Origin of the sequence: Streptosporangium sp. NPDC001681 (assembly GCF_040298085.1) — a bacterium.
Taxonomy (GTDB): Bacteria; Actinomycetota; Actinomycetes; order Streptosporangiales; family Streptosporangiaceae; genus Streptosporangium.
In genome coordinates this window covers 22,473-38,969 of sequence record NZ_JBEOZN010000039.1, presented here as the reverse complement: position 1 = coordinate 38,969, position 16,497 = coordinate 22,473, and the positions used below count along the sequence as shown (strand labels likewise).

Here is a 16,497-nt window from a genome sequence, read left to right as displayed (position 1 = left end):
CGCGGCTTCAGCCACCGCCCGTCTCCTCCTCGGATGAGGAGGGATCCGCCTCGTCCTCGGGTTCGGGTTCGGACGGGGAAGGGTCCGCCTCTTCCTCCGACGGGGAGGGGGCCGCCGCGGACTCTGCCGATCCGGATGCCGGCGAGAGCGGGGAGTGGGTGTTGAGGACGGCTTCGAGCTGGGTCCTCAGCTCCTGTACCTGTGCGGCGTTCATGGTCTTCACCCGGTTGGCGGTGACCTCCATCTCGGTGTCGGTGGCGCTCCTCCGGATCCTGATCTTGACGTCGCTGGTCCGGTAGCGCAGCCAGGCGATGAGAACGCCGGCGAGCGTGGCCACCACCTCAGGCGCGTCGGCCACGATCTGGACGGCCTCCGCGACGGGCCCGAGCGCGCCTTCTGCCGGTGGGCTTTCGACGAGGTCGACCCAGCGGCGCAGCTCGGGATCCTCCCGCAGCCAGGCGTACACGTCCCGCACCTGACTCGGCACGTCCACCAACACGAGCGCGACATCCTGCACGCCGTCTTCCACGCCGCACCTCTCCCGTTCGTGGTCCAGAGCGGGTGGGGTGACCACCGGTAACGGCGATCGTCTTTCCCGCTCGGCACGAGATCCGGTTTCTCGCCGGTGCGAGACCCACTCCGGATATCGCTTCCAACCTCCCCTTCGCTACCTGTCACAGCTGACGAACCCCGCGAAGTGCGGAGCGGCGTCGTGCTACCGAACGGCCGGCGCCTGCCGATGCCGTCTCCACTCGGCCCGGGTGAGTTCATACTCGACTTCGCCGTGCTCGGAGCCCTCGATCGCCTCCGGCCAGTCCTCGGTGAAGCTCCGGACGAATGACAGGCCGGCTTTTTCCATCACGCGGCGGGATCGCGTGTTGACGGCCATGGTGTTCGCGGTCACCCGCTCCACCCCGAGATCCGTGAACCCCTTGCGGATCAGGGCCCGCGAGCCCTCCGTGGCATGGCCGGCGCCCCAGGCGGCCTTGTTCAGCCGGTAGCCGAGTTCGACCACCACGGGACTGTGGTCGGCCAGGGGCCGGAATTCGAACCAGCCCAGAAAGATCCCGGTGGCCTTCTCCTCAGCGGCCCAGTAGCCGCGGGTGCCGAAGCACGGGTGGTCGTGGAGGAGTCGCGGCAGGGTCTGTGCCCGGATCACCTCGCGGCTCGTCGGTCGGCCGCCGTTGATGAAGCGCATGACGTCGGGGTCATTGTCCAGTGCGAGCAGGTGGTCGGTGTCGGCCTCGGTGAACGCGCGGAGCACGAGCCGGTCGGTCTCCAGGAAGACATGCATGCCGTAATCCTTGTCACCGGCAACCGGGTCCGCCACCGGATATCGGGTCGGTGCGAGGGCGGTTCGCCCGAGGGCGGAGGAGGTGTCGGTTCCCGGCCGATGGTGAGGACAGGGAGACCGCGGGGCTGCCCCGCGAGTCGGTTCCCGTTCCGTGAGATCGCCGCCCGAGCGGTGATGGTCGGCGCGCGTGGGTCAGGCCAGGAGCGCGCGGGTCTCGGCCAGCAGGTCGCACTGCTCGCGCCAGTCACCGCCCGCGAAGCCCAGGACCACGTGCCGCGCCCCGGCGTCACGGTAGGCGGCCAGTCGCTCGGCCACCTGCGCGGGTTTCCCGGTGAGGGGCAGCTGCACGGCCTTCTCCATGGGGATGCCGTACCCGGTGACGCCCGAGGCGATGGACTCGCGAGTGGGCAGGCCGGGTCCCGAACCGAGGACGCCGGTGGCGCCGATGGCGACGATCGGCTCGGGGCGCCCGTGGGCTGCGGCGAGCTCGGCCAGCCTGGTTCGGCCCGAGGCCACCTCTGACGGCGGGATCATCGAGGGGAACCAGCCGTCTCCATGGCGGGCCGCCCGCCGCACGGCCACCGCCGAGGCGTTGCCGACCCAGATCGGCGGCGGCGTCACGGCCGGTTGGAGCCGTACCTCGCCGGGCTCGTCCACCAGCGCGACGGTCTCCCCGGCCAGCAGCCGCGCCAGCAGCTCCAGCGCGGTGTCGGTCCGCCTGCCGCGCTCGCCGTAAGGGACTCCGGCCGCCGCCCACTGCCCGGCCCCGCCGCCGGACCCGACGCCCAGCACCAGCCGGCCGCCCGAGACGTGCTGCAGGCTCGCGACCTGCTTGGACGCCCAGGCCAGGGGCCGGATCGCCGGGACGAACACGCTCGTGCCGATCCGGATCCGGGTGGTCGCCGCCGCCGCGACGGCCAGTGCCACGGCGCAGTCCAGTGACGCGGTCCCGGTGGCGAGGTGGTCGCCGTGCCAGACGCCGTCCAGCCCGGCCTCCTCGGCGTGGCGCGCGGCGGTGCCCAGACCGAGCCGCTGCTCCCGCTGCACACCGACGCCGGGCAGAATCACTCCGATGTCCATGCGCGCCATCCTTCAACCTCAAGTGACCTTGAGGTCAACTCGCCACGGGAAGTGCTTCGCCCTCTCCAGTCCGGTCAGGCGATGCGATAGCGGTGCTCGTCAACGGTGGCGACCACTTCAAGCTGCCCGCCGAGTGCCTGGACGTATGCCGTTAACGTGCCCGGCGTCGCAGACCCCGGCTCCCCGCGTTCGGGTGCATGGCCAGGGTGGACGGCGTGAGCTGTTCGACCTGCGCCGCGCGGCGGGCTGAGCTCTCACCGCCGCATCCTCAGGCGGTACGCAGGCTGCCGACGTCGTACAGCAGCACGTCGTCACCTGCGGCCACCGCCAGGACGGACCCGTCGGCGCTGAAGGTCACGGTGTGGACCTGGCCGGTCTCCAGGGGTTGCCGGAGCCGTCGCCGGGTGGCGACGTCCCACAGCAGGACGCCGTCCTCATCGGTTCCGGCGGCGAGAACGGTCCCGTCGGGGCTGCACGCCATGCTGTTGATCGTCGAACCGGCCCCCTTGAACGTCGTTCCCTTCGGTTTGCGGGATGCCACGTCCCAGACCCGCACCACCTTGTCGTACCCCGCGCTCGCCAGGGTCTCGCCGTCGAGGAACACGACGGCGTTGACATCGTCCTTGTGCCCGGTCAACGGGCTGCCGGCCGCTCTGGAGCCGGAGGTGTGCCACAGCCGTACGGTGTCGTCCCACCCGGCGGTGGCCAGCAGGCGCCCGTCGGGGCTGAACGCCGCGTTCCTGACCAGTTCGGTGTGGCGCATGGAGGCGCCCGACTGCTTGCGGTCGGAGGTCCGCCAGAGCCGGACCCACTCGTACCCGCTGCCGGTGACGAACTGTTCGCCGTCCGGGCCGAACCTCACGAAGACGGAGCCGATCACGGACTTCGACACGCGACGCCTGGACGCGACGTCCCACACGTGCGCCTTGGTGTCGGTCACCCCGCCGACACTGATCAGGGTCCGGCCGTCCGGGCTCAACGCCACGCCCTCGACGTAGGACGTGCGGTCGTCGAGTTCCGCGATCATCTTCCCGGTGGGGATCTCCCACAGACGGACCTTGCCGTCCCAGCACCCGGCGGCCACCAGGCGGCCGTCGGCGGAGACCGCGAGGCCCTGCACCGTGTTGCCGTTCTCAAGCACCAGCGGCCCGTCCGGGCCGGGCGGGATCAGCCCGGACGCGCTCGGGGAGGCCGCCGGCTCACCCGTGGGCGAGGTCGCCGGGGTGGCCGAGGACGACGGCGGGATGATCGCGGCCTCCGGGCTCGCCCCGGGCGAAGAGGTGGCCGAACCGGCCGCCTCCCTCAGGTAGCGGGGAACCAGCACCGCGGCCCCCGCCGCCGCGCAGGTGGCCAGCGCGGCTCCTCCGCCGATCAGGAAGCTCCGGCGGGGTAGCCCCCGGGAGGGGGACGCCGCCGGCCCGCCGGAGGGGCCGGTGGGGAGTGTCATCCGGGGCGGGCCGCCGGTCGGCGCTGTCGGGGGAGGGTCGGTGGGAAGCGGTGCCGTGCCGGATCGCTCCCGGGTGAGCGGCAGGTCCGGAGAGGATGCCGGGTTCGGCGGAGACGACTGCGCCATCCGCCCCATGGCCGTCGTCAGCAGGTCACCGGTGGGGACCGCCGCCCCGTTACCGGTGATGAGACCAAGCAGGACCTCCTCGGCCGTGGGGCGGTGCTCGGCTGCCTTGGCCAGGCACCGGCCGGAGATCTGCCGCAGGCCGTCCGGCAGGCCGGTGAGGTCGCACTCCTGGTGGAGGATCCGGTACACCAGGGCCGCGAGGGCGACATCATGGCCGAACGGGGTCCTGCCCGTCCCGGCGAACAGGATGGTGCCGGCCCAGCTGAACATGTCGGAGGGCGGGCCCACCGAATCCCCGGAGAGCTGCTCGGGCGACATGTACGGCGGGGTGCCGATCAGGCTGACGGACGTGGTGGCCAGGTCCATGCTGCGCGCGATGCCGAAGTCGACCACCCGTGGCCCGTCCGGGCCGAGCAGCACGTTGGCGGGTTTGAAATCGCGGTGGACGATCCCCGCGTGGTGGATCGCCGCCAGCGCGGTGGCCGTACCGATCGCGAGCCGTGCCAGGTCACGCGGGTCGAGCGGCCCGCGTGAGCCGACCCGCTGCTCCAGCGACTCCCCTTCGATGAACTCGCTCACCACGTACGGCTGATCGTCGGCCGTACCGACGTCCAGGATGCGTGCCGTGCAGAAGTGGGGCACCTGGCGGGCCGCCTCCACCTCGCGGAGGAACCGCTTGTGGGTCTTCGGATCACCGGCGATGTGGCCGTGCAGGACCTTGACGGCGACCCGCGTCCCTGAAGGGGACTCCCCGAGGTACACAGATCCCTGGCCGCCCTTGCCCAGGCATCCGAGCAGCCGGTACTTCCCCAGCCGGGTCGGTTCGCCCGGACGCAACGGGCGCGGTTCCGACACGTGTGCCTCCCGGCGTCTCGCGATCTTGAGGTCGACGCGGCGCGGCGGGGCGGATGGCGGCCGCGTCCGCGGGGCTGCCCGACTCGATCATGCCCCAGGATAGGCGCTTTCGGCGTGGGTTCCGTCCCGCTGTCTCCCCGGCCCGGGATCACGGCCGGCGGTCAGGGCGCCGGAACCCGCCCCGCCGATCAGTGCGTCGATCCCGCGGTCGCGGTACGGAGTGTGGTCCCCGGAGCCGCCGTACAGGATGTCGGAGCCCGTCCAGCCACACGCACTGCCAGGTGTCGGGCGCCCAGATGCCCGCGGGGCGGGGGCCCGTCGTCGGGCTCCCCGCACCGCGGCACGGTCACGCCGTCCAGGGGGCGTTCCGCGGGTCTCCGCCGCGACAGGCGGAAAGATCCGTGGAACACACCCGGGGGCCGGTCAGGGGCGGTGCCTGGTGGCCCAGCGATACTGCTGGAAGACCTCTTTGCTGGTCACGGACCGGTCGAGGAACATCAGGCTGTCGAGCCGGCAGTCGCACGGGTTCTGCTCCCGGGTGTTCTGCGGGAAACTACCGCCGATCTTGATGCCCCTGGGGTCCGTCTCCGAGGTGAGGTCCGGCTCCGGCGGTCCCGAGACGCCCCACGGATCGTCCGAGAGCGTGTAGAACCCGTCGAGCGGCCGCCCGTTCTTGTACAGCGCCATGGTGCCCTCGTCGAAGTCGAACGTCGCGGCGAGGAACACCCACTCGTCGAGCGGTAGCACGCTCTGCCAGGCCTCGCTCGCGGCGAACGTCTGGGACCTGCCGCCGTCCACGCGCCTGCCGAGCGCGACCACCCGCAGCTCTCCCGACACGTTGATCACTTCGAGCAGGGCTCGGACGTCGTGCCCCTGGGAGGTGCCGGTGAGGACGCCCGCCAGCCCGACCGCGTTGTACCGGTCGTCCGGGGCCGGCGTGTTGGAGTTGAGGCCCGGGTTCGAGCCGGTCATCTTGAACCACCCCATGATCGTGGTCCCCTTCGCGCCGTTGAAGGCGTTCAGGGTGGGCACCCCGGTCTCCGAGTAGACGCCGGCCTTCCAGTCGTCGTTGCCGACGAGGGCAGGGTTGACCTGCCGCGTCTGCAGCGAGGACCGGCTCCCCCGATGGGCGCCGTCCGGCACGCGCATCGAGGCGCCGCCGTTGACGAGGTCGATGTCCGTTCCCGAACGGCCCTGGTCCCGCTCCCGCGCGGCGTTCCCGGGAGTGGGGTGCTCGAAGTCGTAGTAGGCGACCAGGTCCCGCTTCAGGCCGGGGAACACGTCCGGCCGGGACTGCTGCGAAGCCGCCGCGCCGACGGGGACGGTCTGCGCGCCGGCCCGGGCCTGGGCGGCCGGGACCGTCATGAACGACCCGCACAGCACCGCGGCTGCCAGGGCCGTCGAGAGCCCACGTGGCCGGCGGTGTTCCCGCGCCGCGGTGTCATGGCTGATGTACAGGTGGCGTTTTCTCAATGTCTTCTCCCTGGTACGGCGTCGGCTCCTGCGGCCGCCGCCGAGGCGGGGAACCCGCCCCGGCGGCGGCCGTGGTCACGCGCGTACGGTCAGTCGTCCACCCGGGTGCCGGTGACCTTGAGGCCGCGGAGCCGGCCGATGTTGTCGAACGACCCGAAGCCCACCCTGCCGGAGGTGAACGTGGTGTCGACGGCGGTCATCAGCGGAGACTTCGCGCCGTCGACGTACACGGCGATCTCCCCCGAGTCGGCGCAGTGCTTCACCCGGATCCGGTGCCACTGCGTGTCGGTGACGGCGGGCCTGGCGCCTCTGGAGCGCACCTCGTCCCACTGATCCTCGATCCGCACCCGGTCGGCGTTGTTCACGGCGAAGATCCCGTTGTGCGGGTAGATCGTGTTATCCGTCGACAGGTGGGCGTAGTAGAACTGGGTGTCGCTCTGGTAGCCGAACACGACGATCACATCGCGATTGGTGATCTCGACGGGGGTGTCCAGCCTGACCTCGCCGTCGAACCGGACCGAGCCGAACTTCGGCCCCGCCGAGAGCACCGCGTACTCGAAGGGACGGCGAGGGCCGGGACGAGACTGGCCGGCCTCGGCCAGGACGACCTCCTTCCCGGGGAACCGCCACTTCGCCGGGGTGACGGGGGCCCAGTCCTCAGCCCGGGTCACGTTGGTCACCCGGGTGCGGCCGGCGTCGCAGCCGGCGAACCACCGCGTGCCGGTGACCTTCCAGATCTTGCCGTTGGCCTTGGACAGGATGTAGAGCTCGCCGGCGCTGTCGCGGCCGAACCGGAAGTCGATCCGGGCGTCACCCGCCAGGTCCCGCATCGTGACCCGCTTGCCCGTCCGGTCGTAGACCATGAGCTCGTGGATCGGGGCCCGCTCGGCGCCGATGCGCATCTCACGCTCGGCGGTGTAGAAGATGCGGCCGGTGACGATGTCCCCGAAGAGATACTTGCCGCGCAGCTCGGGCACCTTGTGGCCGCGGTAGACGAAGCCACCCGAGATCCCGCGCCCGACGTCGGAGGTGCAGTTCCAGCCCGGCGGCGGGTTGTGGTCGTAGGCGGCCACCGGGTAGGTGTAGCCGTACTTCTCGTCGTCGGCGGGCAGCGGGCGGAGGCGCTCGCAGGGGTTCGAGGTGGCCTTGTCGAACACGAACGACCCCTCGCGCTCGCTCCATCCGAAGTTGGCGCCCGCGCGGACCTCGTAGACCGACTCCACGCTCTTCTCGCCGATGTGCCCGAGGAACATGCGGTGCCGTCCCGCCGGGTCCCAGCTGAAGCGGTGCGGGTCGCGCATCCCGTAGGCATAGATCTCGCCGAGCGCGCCCGGCCTGCCGACGAACGGGTTGTCGGCAGGGATCCCGTACCTGCCGTTGGCGCTGTTCCCGGCCCGCGGGTCGATCCGGAAGATCTTCCCGTGTGGCAGCGCCAGGTTCTGGGGCTCGTCGTTGCGGACGCCCGTGCCGCCGTCGCCCACCGCGACGTAGAGCAGCCCGTAGTCCCTGTCGCCCCGCTTGGCGGTCGGGTTGAAGTCGATCTGCTGGATGCCGTGGATCTGGCCTGTGAACCCGAGCCGGAGGATCTCCCGGCGGCTCCCCTGGAAGGTGCCCGCCGACGGGTCGTCCGCCGTCCACTCGGTCACGATGCCGTGGTACAGGGTGCCCGGCTGGGGCGTCAGGTCCGGGGCCTTCGCGGTGGCCGAGGCCAGCTCGGTGTGGACCGTGTAGAACGTGCCGTTCTTCCGGAACTCGGGGTGGAAGGTCGCGAAGCCGAATCCCTGGCCGAGGCCGCGGCCGGAGAAGAACTCGGGGGCGAACGTGGCGCCGACGTCGAGGTAGACGTGCGGCGCGCCGTTTTCGAGCAGGTACATCTTGCCATTTAGGTCAGGTACAAACTTGCGCCCAGACCCATCTGGAATTTCACCGAGGTGATTGATCCGGGCCCAGCGGACCAGTCGCGGGTCGGTCGGTGCCGGGGTCGGCTCCGACTTGGGGAACGAGGCGAACTCTTCGACGGTCAGCCCCAGCCCGGATGTGATCGGCTCCTCCGGGATCGGATCGGTGATCGGTTCATCGAGTCGCGCGGCCGCCGGTCGTGTGGACGAAGCGGCTGCTTGTGGCACTTGGGGGAGGCCTACGAGGACGGCGACGATTGTCAGCAGGAACCATTTGGACTTCCGCATCCCGCCTACCTAACAGTCGATGGGGGCGCTCGGAAAGCGCTTCCCTGAAAGTAGGAGACGATTACAGTCGCGTCAATGACATGTTTCTTCGAGGCTGAAATCGCCCTTGCGGTCGGTACGCCGGTACGCCGGTGCGGGTTCAGCGGGTGAGGCGGGCCGCCCCGGACCTGGCGGGGACCGGGCCGGTGGAGGCGCGGACGACCAGCTCGTGGCCGGTGCGCCGGCGCCGGGGGCGGGCGGCGGGAGGCTTGAGGACGAGTTCGAGCGCCTGCCGGCCCATGCCGATCATCGGCAGGCGGACTGTGGTCAGGCCCGGGTAGACGTCGGCGGCCACCGGGATGTCGTCGAAGCCCGCGACCGAGACCTCGCCGGGGATCAGGCGGCCGTCGTGCAGCAGCCAGGACAGCGCGCCGACGGCCATCGGGTCGTTGAGCGCGATGACCGCGGTCAGCTCCGGGTGCCCGCGCATCAGCTGCGCGGTCGAAGACGCGCCGCCCTCGCGGGTGAAGTCGCCGTGTACGACGGGGATCGCCTCCCAGCTCAGGCCGTGCGCCTCGGCGGCGCTCCGCAGGCCGGCGAGCCGGTCCTCCACGGTGGTGAGGTTGGCCGGGCCACCGACCACGCCGATGTCGCGGTGGCCGAGGTCCAGCAGGTGGCGCATGACGGTCTCCGCGCCGTTGCGGTTGTCCGGCAGCACCGCGTCGACCGGCAGGTGGTGGCGGCCTATCACCGCCACGCGGCCTCCCGCCGAGCTGAAGGACGCGAGCTCGGCGGCGGTACCGACCTCGGTGCTCGCCTCGACGTATCCCGATCCGGCCAGGACGATCGAGGTGACCCGGTGGGCCCGCAGCGTGCGGATGCGCGCCAGCTCGGCACGCGGGTCGCGCTCGGTCTGGCTGATCATGGCCATGTAGCCGCGGCTCTCGGTCTCGCGCAGCACGCCCCGGGCGATCTCGGCGAAGTAGGGGTCGCCGACGTCGTGGACGATCAGCCCGATCATGGAGGCCTGCCCGCCGGCGAGGGCTCGGGCGTGGCTGTTGGGGACGTAGCCGACCTGGGCCGCCACGGCCTGGACGTGTGCCGCGAGCGCGGGGCTGACTCCGCTGCTCCCGGTCATCGCGCGGGAGGCCGTCGCCAGCGAGACCCCTGCGGCTCGTGCGACGTCCACTAGACGCGGAATGGCTGTGCGCTCTTCCATTCGCGGGATTACCCCCTTGTCACGTCGCTGTAACGCGTGCCATGGTAACCGAAAGCGCTTACGAAAGCGCTTACGAAGGCGAAACCGACCCACGCTCTGGAGGGTTCGACATGGTAAGGGCTCCCCTCGCCCTCAGAAGCCTTGCCTTGGTAGCGATGTGCACTCTAGGCCTTTCCGCCTGCGGAGGCATCGGCGATGAGCCGGCCGCCGAGAGCGGTGGCACCGGTCCGGTCAAGGTCGGCATCTCCCTGCCGCTGACCGGCGATTTCTCCGAACCGGGCAAGGGTGTGCGGGAGGGGTACGAGGTCTGGGCCGACCAGGTCAACGCGGCGGGCGGCCTCCTCGGCCGGAAGGTCGAGCTGATCTTCCGGGACGACGCCTCCGACCCCAACCGTGTCGTCTCCGACTACGAGTCGCTCATCACCCAGGACAAGGTCAACCTGGTGTTCGGCCCGTTCTCGACCCGCCTGGTGATCCCCGCCGCAGAGGTCGCCGAGTCCTACAACATGCTGTTCGTCGAGCCCGCGGGCGCCGCCAAGGAGGTCTTCGAGCAGGGGTTCAAGAACCTGTTCTACGCCGCCCCGGCCATCGCCGGCGACCACTACAACTACCTGGCCGAATACATCCTGGCGCTCCCGGCGGACAGTCGGCCCAAGACCGCGGCGTACGCCTCCCTGGACGACCCGTTCGCCCAGGGCACCGCCTACGGCCTGCGCGACAAGCTCGCCGCGGCCGGCATCAAGACCGTGGCCGACGAGGTCTACCCGCCGGAGACCACCGACTTCGCCCCCATCGCCGCCCGGATCGCCAACGCCAAGCCGGACATCGTGGTCGGCGGCACCCAGTTCGAGGACTCCGTCGGCCTGGTCCGCGCCCTGCAGGAACTCGGCGCCCAGCCCAAGCTCGCGGCCTTCTCCACCGGCCCCACCCTGCAGGAGTTCCCCGAGGCGGTCGGCGGCGCGGTCGAGGGCATCCTGTCGCCCGTGGGCTGGTCGCTCACCTCCGGCTTCCCCGGCAACGACGCCTTCGTCAAGCGCTACAAGGAGATGTTCAAGGGCGAGGCCAACGAGGACGCGGCCAACGGCTACACCGTCGGCCAGATCGTGGAGGCCGCCGTCAAGGCGGTCGGCTGCGTCGACCCGACCGAGGAGTGCCAGACGAAGCTCGCGGACCACATCCGCGAGGGCACGTTCGACACCATCGTCGGCCCGCTCTCCTTCGACGACAAGGGCCGTCCCGAGGCCGCGCACATGATCCAGCAGTACGTGGACGGCAAGGTCCAGATCGTGCTGCCCGAGGGCTCCAAGGCGCAGACCACCAAGCTGGTCTTCCCCAAGAAGGACTGGTGACCTGATGCCGTCAGGCTCCCTCCTGCTGCAGGGACTCGTCCTGGGCGTGCTGACCGGTGGCCTGTACGCCCTGCTCTCCTCGGGCCTGTCACTGTACTTCGGAGTCATGCGCGTGGTGATGGTCGCCCACCCGGCGTTCCTCATCGTCGCCGCCTACCTCACTTACACGCTCAACGTCCGCCTCGGGCTCGACCCGCTGCTCACCATCCCGCTCACCGTCCCGCTGTTCTTCGCGGCGGGCGTGGCGATCCAGCGGCTGCTGATCTCCAGGCTCGCCTCCGACACGATGGCGATGATGTCGGTGCTGCTCACCTTCGGCATGGCTCTGATCATCGAGGGCGTGCTCGGCACCGTCTACACCGGCTCCTACCGGTCGATCAGCATGGAATACGCCACCAAGTCGCTGTCGCTCGGCGCGGTCCGCCTGCCGTACGACCGCATCATCGCCTTCGGCGTCGCCGCGCTCACCCTCGGCCTGCTCTTCGTGGTGCTGCGGATGACCCGCTTCGGGCAGTCCCTGCGCGCGACCATCCAGCACCCGCAGGCCGCCCGGCTGGTGGGCATCAAGACTGACAGGGTCACCGGATACGGCTTCGGGGTGGGCCTGGCCACCGCGGCGGTCGGCGGCGCTGTGCTCGCCCTGATAACCCCGTTCTTCCCGGCCGCGCACTGGGCCTGGATCGGCAAGCTGATGGCGATCATCGTCGTCGGCGGCCTGGGCAGCGTGCAGGGGGCCGCCGCCGCCGCGCTCATGCTCGGCGTCATCGAGAGCCTGGTGCTGGTCACCGTCGACGCGACCTGGGCCACGATGATGTTCTACGTCTTCCTCTTCCTGACCCTCGTCGTGCGTCCCCAGGGATTCTTCGGAGGCCGCCTTGCGCAACGGTTCTAAGACGAAGGCCGGGCTCGTCGCGCTCGGGGCGCTCCTCGCCCTGGCCTACCCGTGGCTGGCGCCCAACACCTATCTTCTCTACGCGGGCGTGCTCACCGTGATGTACGCGGTGATGGCCACCTCGTGGAACCTGCTTGGCGGGTTCACCGGATACGTCTCCCTCGGCCACTCGGCGTTCTTCGGGCTCGGTGCGTACGGCACCGGCCTGCTGATCACCCGGGCCGAGTGGAACTGGATCCTCGCGCTGCTCGCCTCGGCCGTCGCGGTCGCGCTCTTCGCCGTGCTGGTCGGTATCGCCGCGGTCCGGGTGCGCGGGGCCTCCTTCGTGATCGTCTCCATCGCCCTGGTCTCCATGATGAACCTGCTGGTCCAGGGCTGGCGGTCGCTGACCGGCGGCTCCACCGGCCTGCGGGTGCCCACGCCGTTCCGCGAGCTCAACCGCGGCGAGGCGCACCTGGTGTTCTTCTACCTCTTCCTGGCCCTGCTCGCGCTGACCCTGCTGACCTGGTGGTTCGTCGATCGCTCCCGGTTCGGCAGCGGCCTGCGGGCCATCCGCGAGGACGAGGACAAGGCCGAGTCGCTCGGCGTGCCGACGGTCGCGTTCAAGGTCGCCGCCTACGCGCTGTCGGCGCTGTTCGTGGCCCTGGCCGGCGGCCTGTACGCCGTCTGGTTCCGCAGCCTCGACCCGATCTTCGTCTTCTCCATCCTGATCGGCTCCTACATGGTGCTGATGAGCCTGCTCGGCGGGGTCCGCTACCTGTTCGGCCCGCTGCTCGGCGCGCTCATCGTGGCCCCGGCCGGGGAGTACTTCCTGGTCGCGCTCGGCGAGTCGCAGATCCACCTGACCGCGACCGGCCTGGTGCTGGTGCTCGTGGTCCTGTTCATGCCCGAGGGGATCATCCCGGCCGCCGCGAAGCTGCTGCGCCGGAGACGGCCCCCGGAGACGTCGATCCGCGAGGAGACCGCCGCACAGCGGGCGGAGTTGCAGGAGGCGGCCCGATGAGCACGTCGCTGCGCACCGAGGGCCTGACCAAGGCGTTCGGCGGCGTGACCGCGGTGAACGGCGCGACGGTCGAGCTGGTGCACGGCAAGATCAACGGATTGATCGGGCCGAACGGCTCCGGCAAGACGACCTTCTTCAACCTGGTCACCGGGATGATCCGGCCCGACTCCGGGCGGACCCTCTACGGGGACAGGGAGATCACCCGCTACTCGCCGCACCGCATCGCGCACGCCGGGCTGGGCCGCACCTTCCAGCTCTGCCGGGTCTTCCCCCGGATGACCGTGCTGGAGAACATGCTGGTGGCGGTGCGCCGCACCCGGCTGCGCGAGCTGCTGGCCGGCAGCCACGACCGGGGAGAGGTCGAGCGGGCCCGCCACTGGCTGCGCCGGGTCGGTATCGACCACCTGGAGCACGCCGAGGCGCGCAACCTCTCCTACGGGCAGCAGAAGCTGCTGGAGCTCGCGGCCGTCTTCATGGGCGACCCCGAGCTGGTGCTGCTCGACGAGCCCGCCGGAGGGGTCAACCCGGCGCTGATCGAGCGGATCGTCACCCTCGTCCGCGAGCTCAACCGGGAGGGACGGACGTTCCTCGTCGTCGAGCACAACATGGACATGGTCATGGGGATGTGCGACCACGTGATCGTCTTCGACCGCGGCGCCCCCATCGCCGCGGGCCCGCCGGCGGTCGTGCAGAACGACCCCCGAGTGCTGGAGGCCTACCTCGGTGTCTGACGTGTCTGAAATGCCGGCTCCGCCGGGGACCGTTCTCGAACTGCGCGACGTCCAGGCCGGGTACGGCAGGGCGGCGCTGGTGCTGCGCGGGCTGTCGGTCACGGTCCACACGGGTGAGGTGGTCTGCCTGGTCGGGCCGAACGGCGCGGGCAAGTCGACGGTGCTCAAGGTGGCCAGCGGGCTGCTCGTCCCGCGCTCGGGCTCGGTGCTGCTCGGCGGCCGGGACGTCACCGGCGCCTCGCCGCAGGACCTCCTGGGCAAGGGGATGGCCCACGTGCTCCAGGGGCACAGCGTGTTCCGCGAGATGACGGTCGAGGAGAACGTGCGCCTGGGCGGCTACACCGTCCGGGACAAGGCCTGGCTCAAACGGCGCATCGAGGAGGTCAAGGAGATCTTCCCGGTGGTCGGCGAGCGCTGGACGAGCATCGCCGGCCTGCTCTCCGGCGGCCAGCAGAAGCAGGTGGAGTTCGCCCGCGCGCTCATGCTGGAGCCCAAGGTGATTCTGCTGGACGAGCCGTCTATGGGCCTGGACCCCAAGACGACCTCGACCGTCTTCGAGCAGATCGACCTGATGCGCCAGACCGGGGTCGCCGTCCTGCTGGTCGAGCAGAACGCCCGCCGTGCCCTGGAGATGGCCGACATCGGCTGCGTGCTGGACCTGGGGCGGGTGCACATCTCGGGACCGGCCAGGGAACTGGTCGTGGACCCCCGCCTGGGAGCCCTCTACCTCGGTGGCAGCGCCGCCAGGAAGGCGCAGGCCCCGGACGGGCCGCCCGACCGCGCGGGCACGGCGCCCGCCGCGGCGGAGGGCGCGGCGGGGAGATCCGGCGGCGCGGGCTCCGGAGCCGGCGGTACAGGCGAGGCGTCGGGCGCGGCCGGGAGGCCGGAAGGGACGCCGGTCGAGGCCGACAGCACTCCGGCGTGACGTCGTCCTCCCGGCCGGCCCCGTCTTCCCCGGCCGGGCCGGCCGGCCGCCGCTGGACCGGGGCGGCCGGGGCGTGGCTCGGGCTGGGCGCCGCACCGGCGACGCTCACCATGGGGGCGGCGATGGCCGACCGCCACGGCGGGGCGGTGCCGATCGTCGCCGTCCTGCTCGGCGCTGCGCTCATGGCCGCGCTCCTGTACGGCCAGGGCATGCTGGGCCTGGGCTCGTCCCGCGCCGAGGGCGGCACGCTGACGGATGTCGCGCCCACCTACCTCTCCCCGGCCGCCCGCACCGCGGTGGGCGTCCTGCTCACCCTGGCCATGATCGGCTGGAACGGTTTCAACGTGGGGCTGGGCGGCGCCTCGCTCGGCACCGTGACCTCCCTGCCGGAACCGGTGGGCGCGGTGCTGCTGGCCGCCGCAGTCCTGGCCGCCTCCTACGCCTCCGGCCGGCTGGGCAACCGGATCGCGGTCGTCACCACGCTGGCGGCGCTCGCGCTGGTCGCCGTGTGCGTGATCAGGCTGAGCCCGCCCGTGCTGCCGGTCACCGCCGACGTCCGCGGCATCCTGCCGGACGTGGCGGTCCTGGTCGGGTACGTCGCCGTCTTCGCGCTGCGGGCACCGGACTTCAGCCACGGCCTCGCCGGGCGGCGGGACCTGCTGGTGTGCGTGGCGCTGCTGGTGGTCCCCGCGTCGCTGGCGACCCTGGCCGGCGCCGGGGTGTGGCTGCGCACCGGCTCGCCCGACGTGGTCGCGACGCTGGCGGGCACCGGTGACATCGCGGCGTTCGGCAACCTCTTCGTCACCGCGGCGGTCTTCGCCCCCAGCCTGACCACCACCTACTCTGGCGCTCTGGCGATCAGGTCGGTCAGGCCCGGCCTCTCCAGGACCGCGGCCATGCTGACCGTCGCCGTCCCCGGCACACTGCTGGCCGTCCTCCGGTTCGACCTCTATCTCCTGCCCTGGCTCTCGGCGCTGGCCGCCGCCCTGCCCCCGCTCGTCGTTCCGATGGCCGCCGAGGCCTGGCACCGCCGCCGGGGCGGCGCACCCCGGATGATCCCCGTCTGGACGTGGGGCCCGGCCGGTGTCACGGCCACCGCCCTGGCCCTCCTCGGCGTCCCCGCCGCCTCCCTCGCCGGCCTCGCCCTGGCTCTCGCCGCCACTGCGCTCAATGCCTTCGGGCGCAGGCCCGCGGCGTTTTCCTGACACGGTGCGCGTCCCGGTCGGAACGCCCGTCAAAGATGCCGTACTCAGGCCTCGTTGAGGTCAGCCTCGGCGTGGGGAGGCCTGGGTTCAGCGGCGGGGGGCGCGGCGTGGTTTGGCGGGAGTGGTGTCGGGGGCCAGTTCGGCGACGAGCCGGCAGGTGTCGTGCACCGGGTCCAGGGTGTTGGCCTGGATGGCCAGCTTCCTCAGCAGCTCGCGGAAGACGGAGCGGTCCGCCGGGTCCAGCGGTGCCAGAACGTGCTCCTCGGCGTGTTCCAGCCGGGTCTGGGTGTCGGCCCAGGTCGCCCTGCCCCGCTCGGTGGCGACGATGCGCTTGTTGCGCCGGTCGGCGGGGTCCGGCCGGCGCTCGACCAGGCCGGCCTGCTCCAGGTCGTCGAGCAGGTAGGTCATGACCGTCTTGTCGACGCCGAGGCGCTGCGCCAGCGCTCCCTGGCCGCCGGGGAGCTCCTGGGCGGCCGCGGTGAGCACCTGATAGCCCCTGGGCCCGCCGGGCAGGTGGCTGACCAGTGCGTTCGCCGTCCTGACGTAGGCGCGGAAGACCACCCCGAGGGTCCAGCCCAGGTCGCTGTCCAGGGCGTCCGAGGTCTCCGTGCCGGGACGTTGGGTTGCGGGCATGTCGCCAGATTATCAGTACTAAAGGTGAAAAAGACCTTCTGTTTGACAATCTATCTGTTTTAAATACGATCTGTCGTGCCATGGTGCCGCACATCCGACA

General features: G+C 71.2%; 14 protein-coding genes. 6 read left to right on the top strand and 8 right to left on the bottom strand.

Features of this window, described 5'->3' with window-relative positions; genetic code table 11:
* Nucleotides 1-7: 7 nt before the first annotated feature.
* The 7 genes from ABT130_RS19430 to ABT130_RS19400 form a co-directional block, all read right to left on the bottom strand.
* Complete coding sequence (locus tag ABT130_RS19430) at nt 8-529, bottom strand: effector-associated constant component EACC1 (protein ID WP_350957027.1); 522 nt, start codon at nt 527-529, stop codon at nt 8-10.
* A 186-nt stretch (nt 530-715) separates the two neighbouring features.
* Nucleotides 716-1,294: a GNAT family N-acetyltransferase gene (locus ABT130_RS19425; protein WP_350957025.1), complete on the bottom strand. Its 579-nt coding sequence runs from the start codon at nt 1,292-1,294 to the stop codon at nt 716-718.
* 192 nt (nt 1,295-1,486) lie between these two features.
* The gene (locus ABT130_RS19420; RefSeq protein WP_350957023.1) at nt 1,487-2,374 is read right to left on the bottom strand and encodes an LLM class flavin-dependent oxidoreductase; all 888 of its coding nucleotides are present in this window, start codon (nt 2,372-2,374) and stop codon (nt 1,487-1,489) included.
* A gap of 268 nt (nt 2,375-2,642) precedes the next feature.
* On the bottom strand, nt 2,643-4,802 hold the full coding sequence (locus ABT130_RS19415) for a WD40 repeat domain-containing serine/threonine protein kinase (RefSeq protein WP_350957021.1): 2,160 nt from the start codon (nt 4,800-4,802) through the stop codon (nt 2,643-2,645).
* Between the two features lie 423 nt (nt 4,803-5,225).
* Nucleotides 5,226-6,275: a LamG-like jellyroll fold domain-containing protein gene (locus ABT130_RS19410; RefSeq protein ID WP_350957019.1), complete on the bottom strand. Its 1,050-nt coding sequence runs from the start codon at nt 6,273-6,275 to the stop codon at nt 5,226-5,228.
* A gap of 89 nt (nt 6,276-6,364) precedes the next feature.
* Nucleotides 6,365-8,149: a PQQ-dependent sugar dehydrogenase gene (locus ABT130_RS19405; RefSeq protein ID WP_350957017.1), complete on the bottom strand. Its 1,785-nt coding sequence runs from the start codon at nt 8,147-8,149 to the stop codon at nt 6,365-6,367.
* 451 nt (nt 8,150-8,600) lie between these two features.
* Nucleotides 8,601-9,629, bottom strand: a complete 1,029-nt coding sequence (locus ABT130_RS19400; RefSeq protein WP_350916908.1) for a LacI family DNA-binding transcriptional regulator — start codon at nt 9,627-9,629, stop codon at nt 8,601-8,603.
* Nucleotides 9,630-9,814: 185 nt separating this feature from the next.
* On the opposite strand from ABT130_RS19400, the gene ABT130_RS19395 reads away from it, so the two are divergent.
* From ABT130_RS19395 to ABT130_RS19370, 6 genes are read left to right on the top strand one after another with little or no spacing between them, the layout of a single operon-like run.
* Nucleotides 9,815-11,008 (top strand): amino acid ABC transporter substrate-binding protein, encoded by a 1,194-nt coding sequence (locus ABT130_RS19395; protein WP_350916905.1) that lies wholly within the window; start codon nt 9,815-9,817, stop codon nt 11,006-11,008.
* 4 nt (nt 11,009-11,012) lie between these two features.
* Nucleotides 11,013-11,900, top strand: a complete 888-nt coding sequence (locus ABT130_RS19390) for a branched-chain amino acid ABC transporter permease (protein ID WP_350957015.1) — start codon at nt 11,013-11,015, stop codon at nt 11,898-11,900.
* The gene (locus ABT130_RS19385) at nt 11,884-12,903 is read left to right on the top strand and encodes a branched-chain amino acid ABC transporter permease (RefSeq protein WP_350916899.1); all 1,020 of its coding nucleotides are present in this window, start codon (nt 11,884-11,886) and stop codon (nt 12,901-12,903) included. The genes ABT130_RS19390 and ABT130_RS19385 overlap by 17 nt, the downstream gene beginning before the upstream one ends.
* Nucleotides 12,900-13,634: an ABC transporter ATP-binding protein gene (locus ABT130_RS19380; RefSeq protein ID WP_350916896.1), complete on the top strand. Its 735-nt coding sequence runs from the start codon at nt 12,900-12,902 to the stop codon at nt 13,632-13,634. The genes ABT130_RS19385 and ABT130_RS19380 overlap by 4 nt, the downstream gene beginning before the upstream one ends.
* Before the next feature lie 10 nt (nt 13,635-13,644).
* Nucleotides 13,645-14,559, top strand: a complete 915-nt coding sequence (locus ABT130_RS19375; protein ID WP_350957062.1) for an ABC transporter ATP-binding protein — start codon at nt 13,645-13,647, stop codon at nt 14,557-14,559.
* A complete protein-coding gene (locus tag ABT130_RS19370) occupies nt 14,556-15,764 on the top strand; it encodes a purine-cytosine permease family protein (RefSeq protein WP_350957013.1) in 1,209 nt (402 codons plus the stop codon). Before ABT130_RS19375 ends, ABT130_RS19370 begins: the two co-directional genes overlap by 4 nt.
* An 87-nt stretch (nt 15,765-15,851) precedes the next feature.
* Here the strand turns inward: ABT130_RS19370 and ABT130_RS19365 are convergent, their stop codons facing one another.
* Entirely contained in the window at nt 15,852-16,397 is a 546-nt protein-coding gene (locus tag ABT130_RS19365; RefSeq protein WP_350929424.1) for a MarR family winged helix-turn-helix transcriptional regulator, read from the bottom strand.
* Nucleotides 16,398-16,497 lie beyond the last annotated feature (100 nt).

Bases quoted from the DNA above. Each gene is read 5' to 3' on its own strand.
- ABT130_RS19425 (WP_350957025.1), bottom strand. From the start codon at position 1,294: ATGCATGTCTTCCTGGAGACCGACCGGCTCGTGCTCCGCGCGTTCACC.
- ABT130_RS19420 (WP_350957023.1), bottom strand. From the start codon at position 2,374: ATGGACATCGGAGTGATTCTGCCCGGCGTCGGTGTGCAGCGGGAGCAG.
- ABT130_RS19405 (WP_350957017.1), bottom strand. From the start codon at position 8,149: ATGTACCTGCTCGAAAACGGCGCGCCGCACGTCTACCTCGACGTCGGC.
- ABT130_RS19395 (WP_350916905.1), top strand. From the start codon at position 9,815: ATGTGCACTCTAGGCCTTTCCGCCTGCGGAGGCATCGGCGATGAGCCG.
- ABT130_RS19390 (WP_350957015.1), top strand. From the start codon at position 11,013: ATGCCGTCAGGCTCCCTCCTGCTGCAGGGACTCGTCCTGGGCGTGCTG.
- ABT130_RS19380 (WP_350916896.1), top strand. From the start codon at position 12,900: ATGAGCACGTCGCTGCGCACCGAGGGCCTGACCAAGGCGTTCGGCGGC.
- ABT130_RS19375 (WP_350957062.1), top strand. From the start codon at position 13,645: ATGCCGGCTCCGCCGGGGACCGTTCTCGAACTGCGCGACGTCCAGGCC.
- ABT130_RS19365 (WP_350929424.1), bottom strand. From the start codon at position 16,397: ATGCCCGCAACCCAACGTCCCGGCACGGAGACCTCGGACGCCCTGGAC.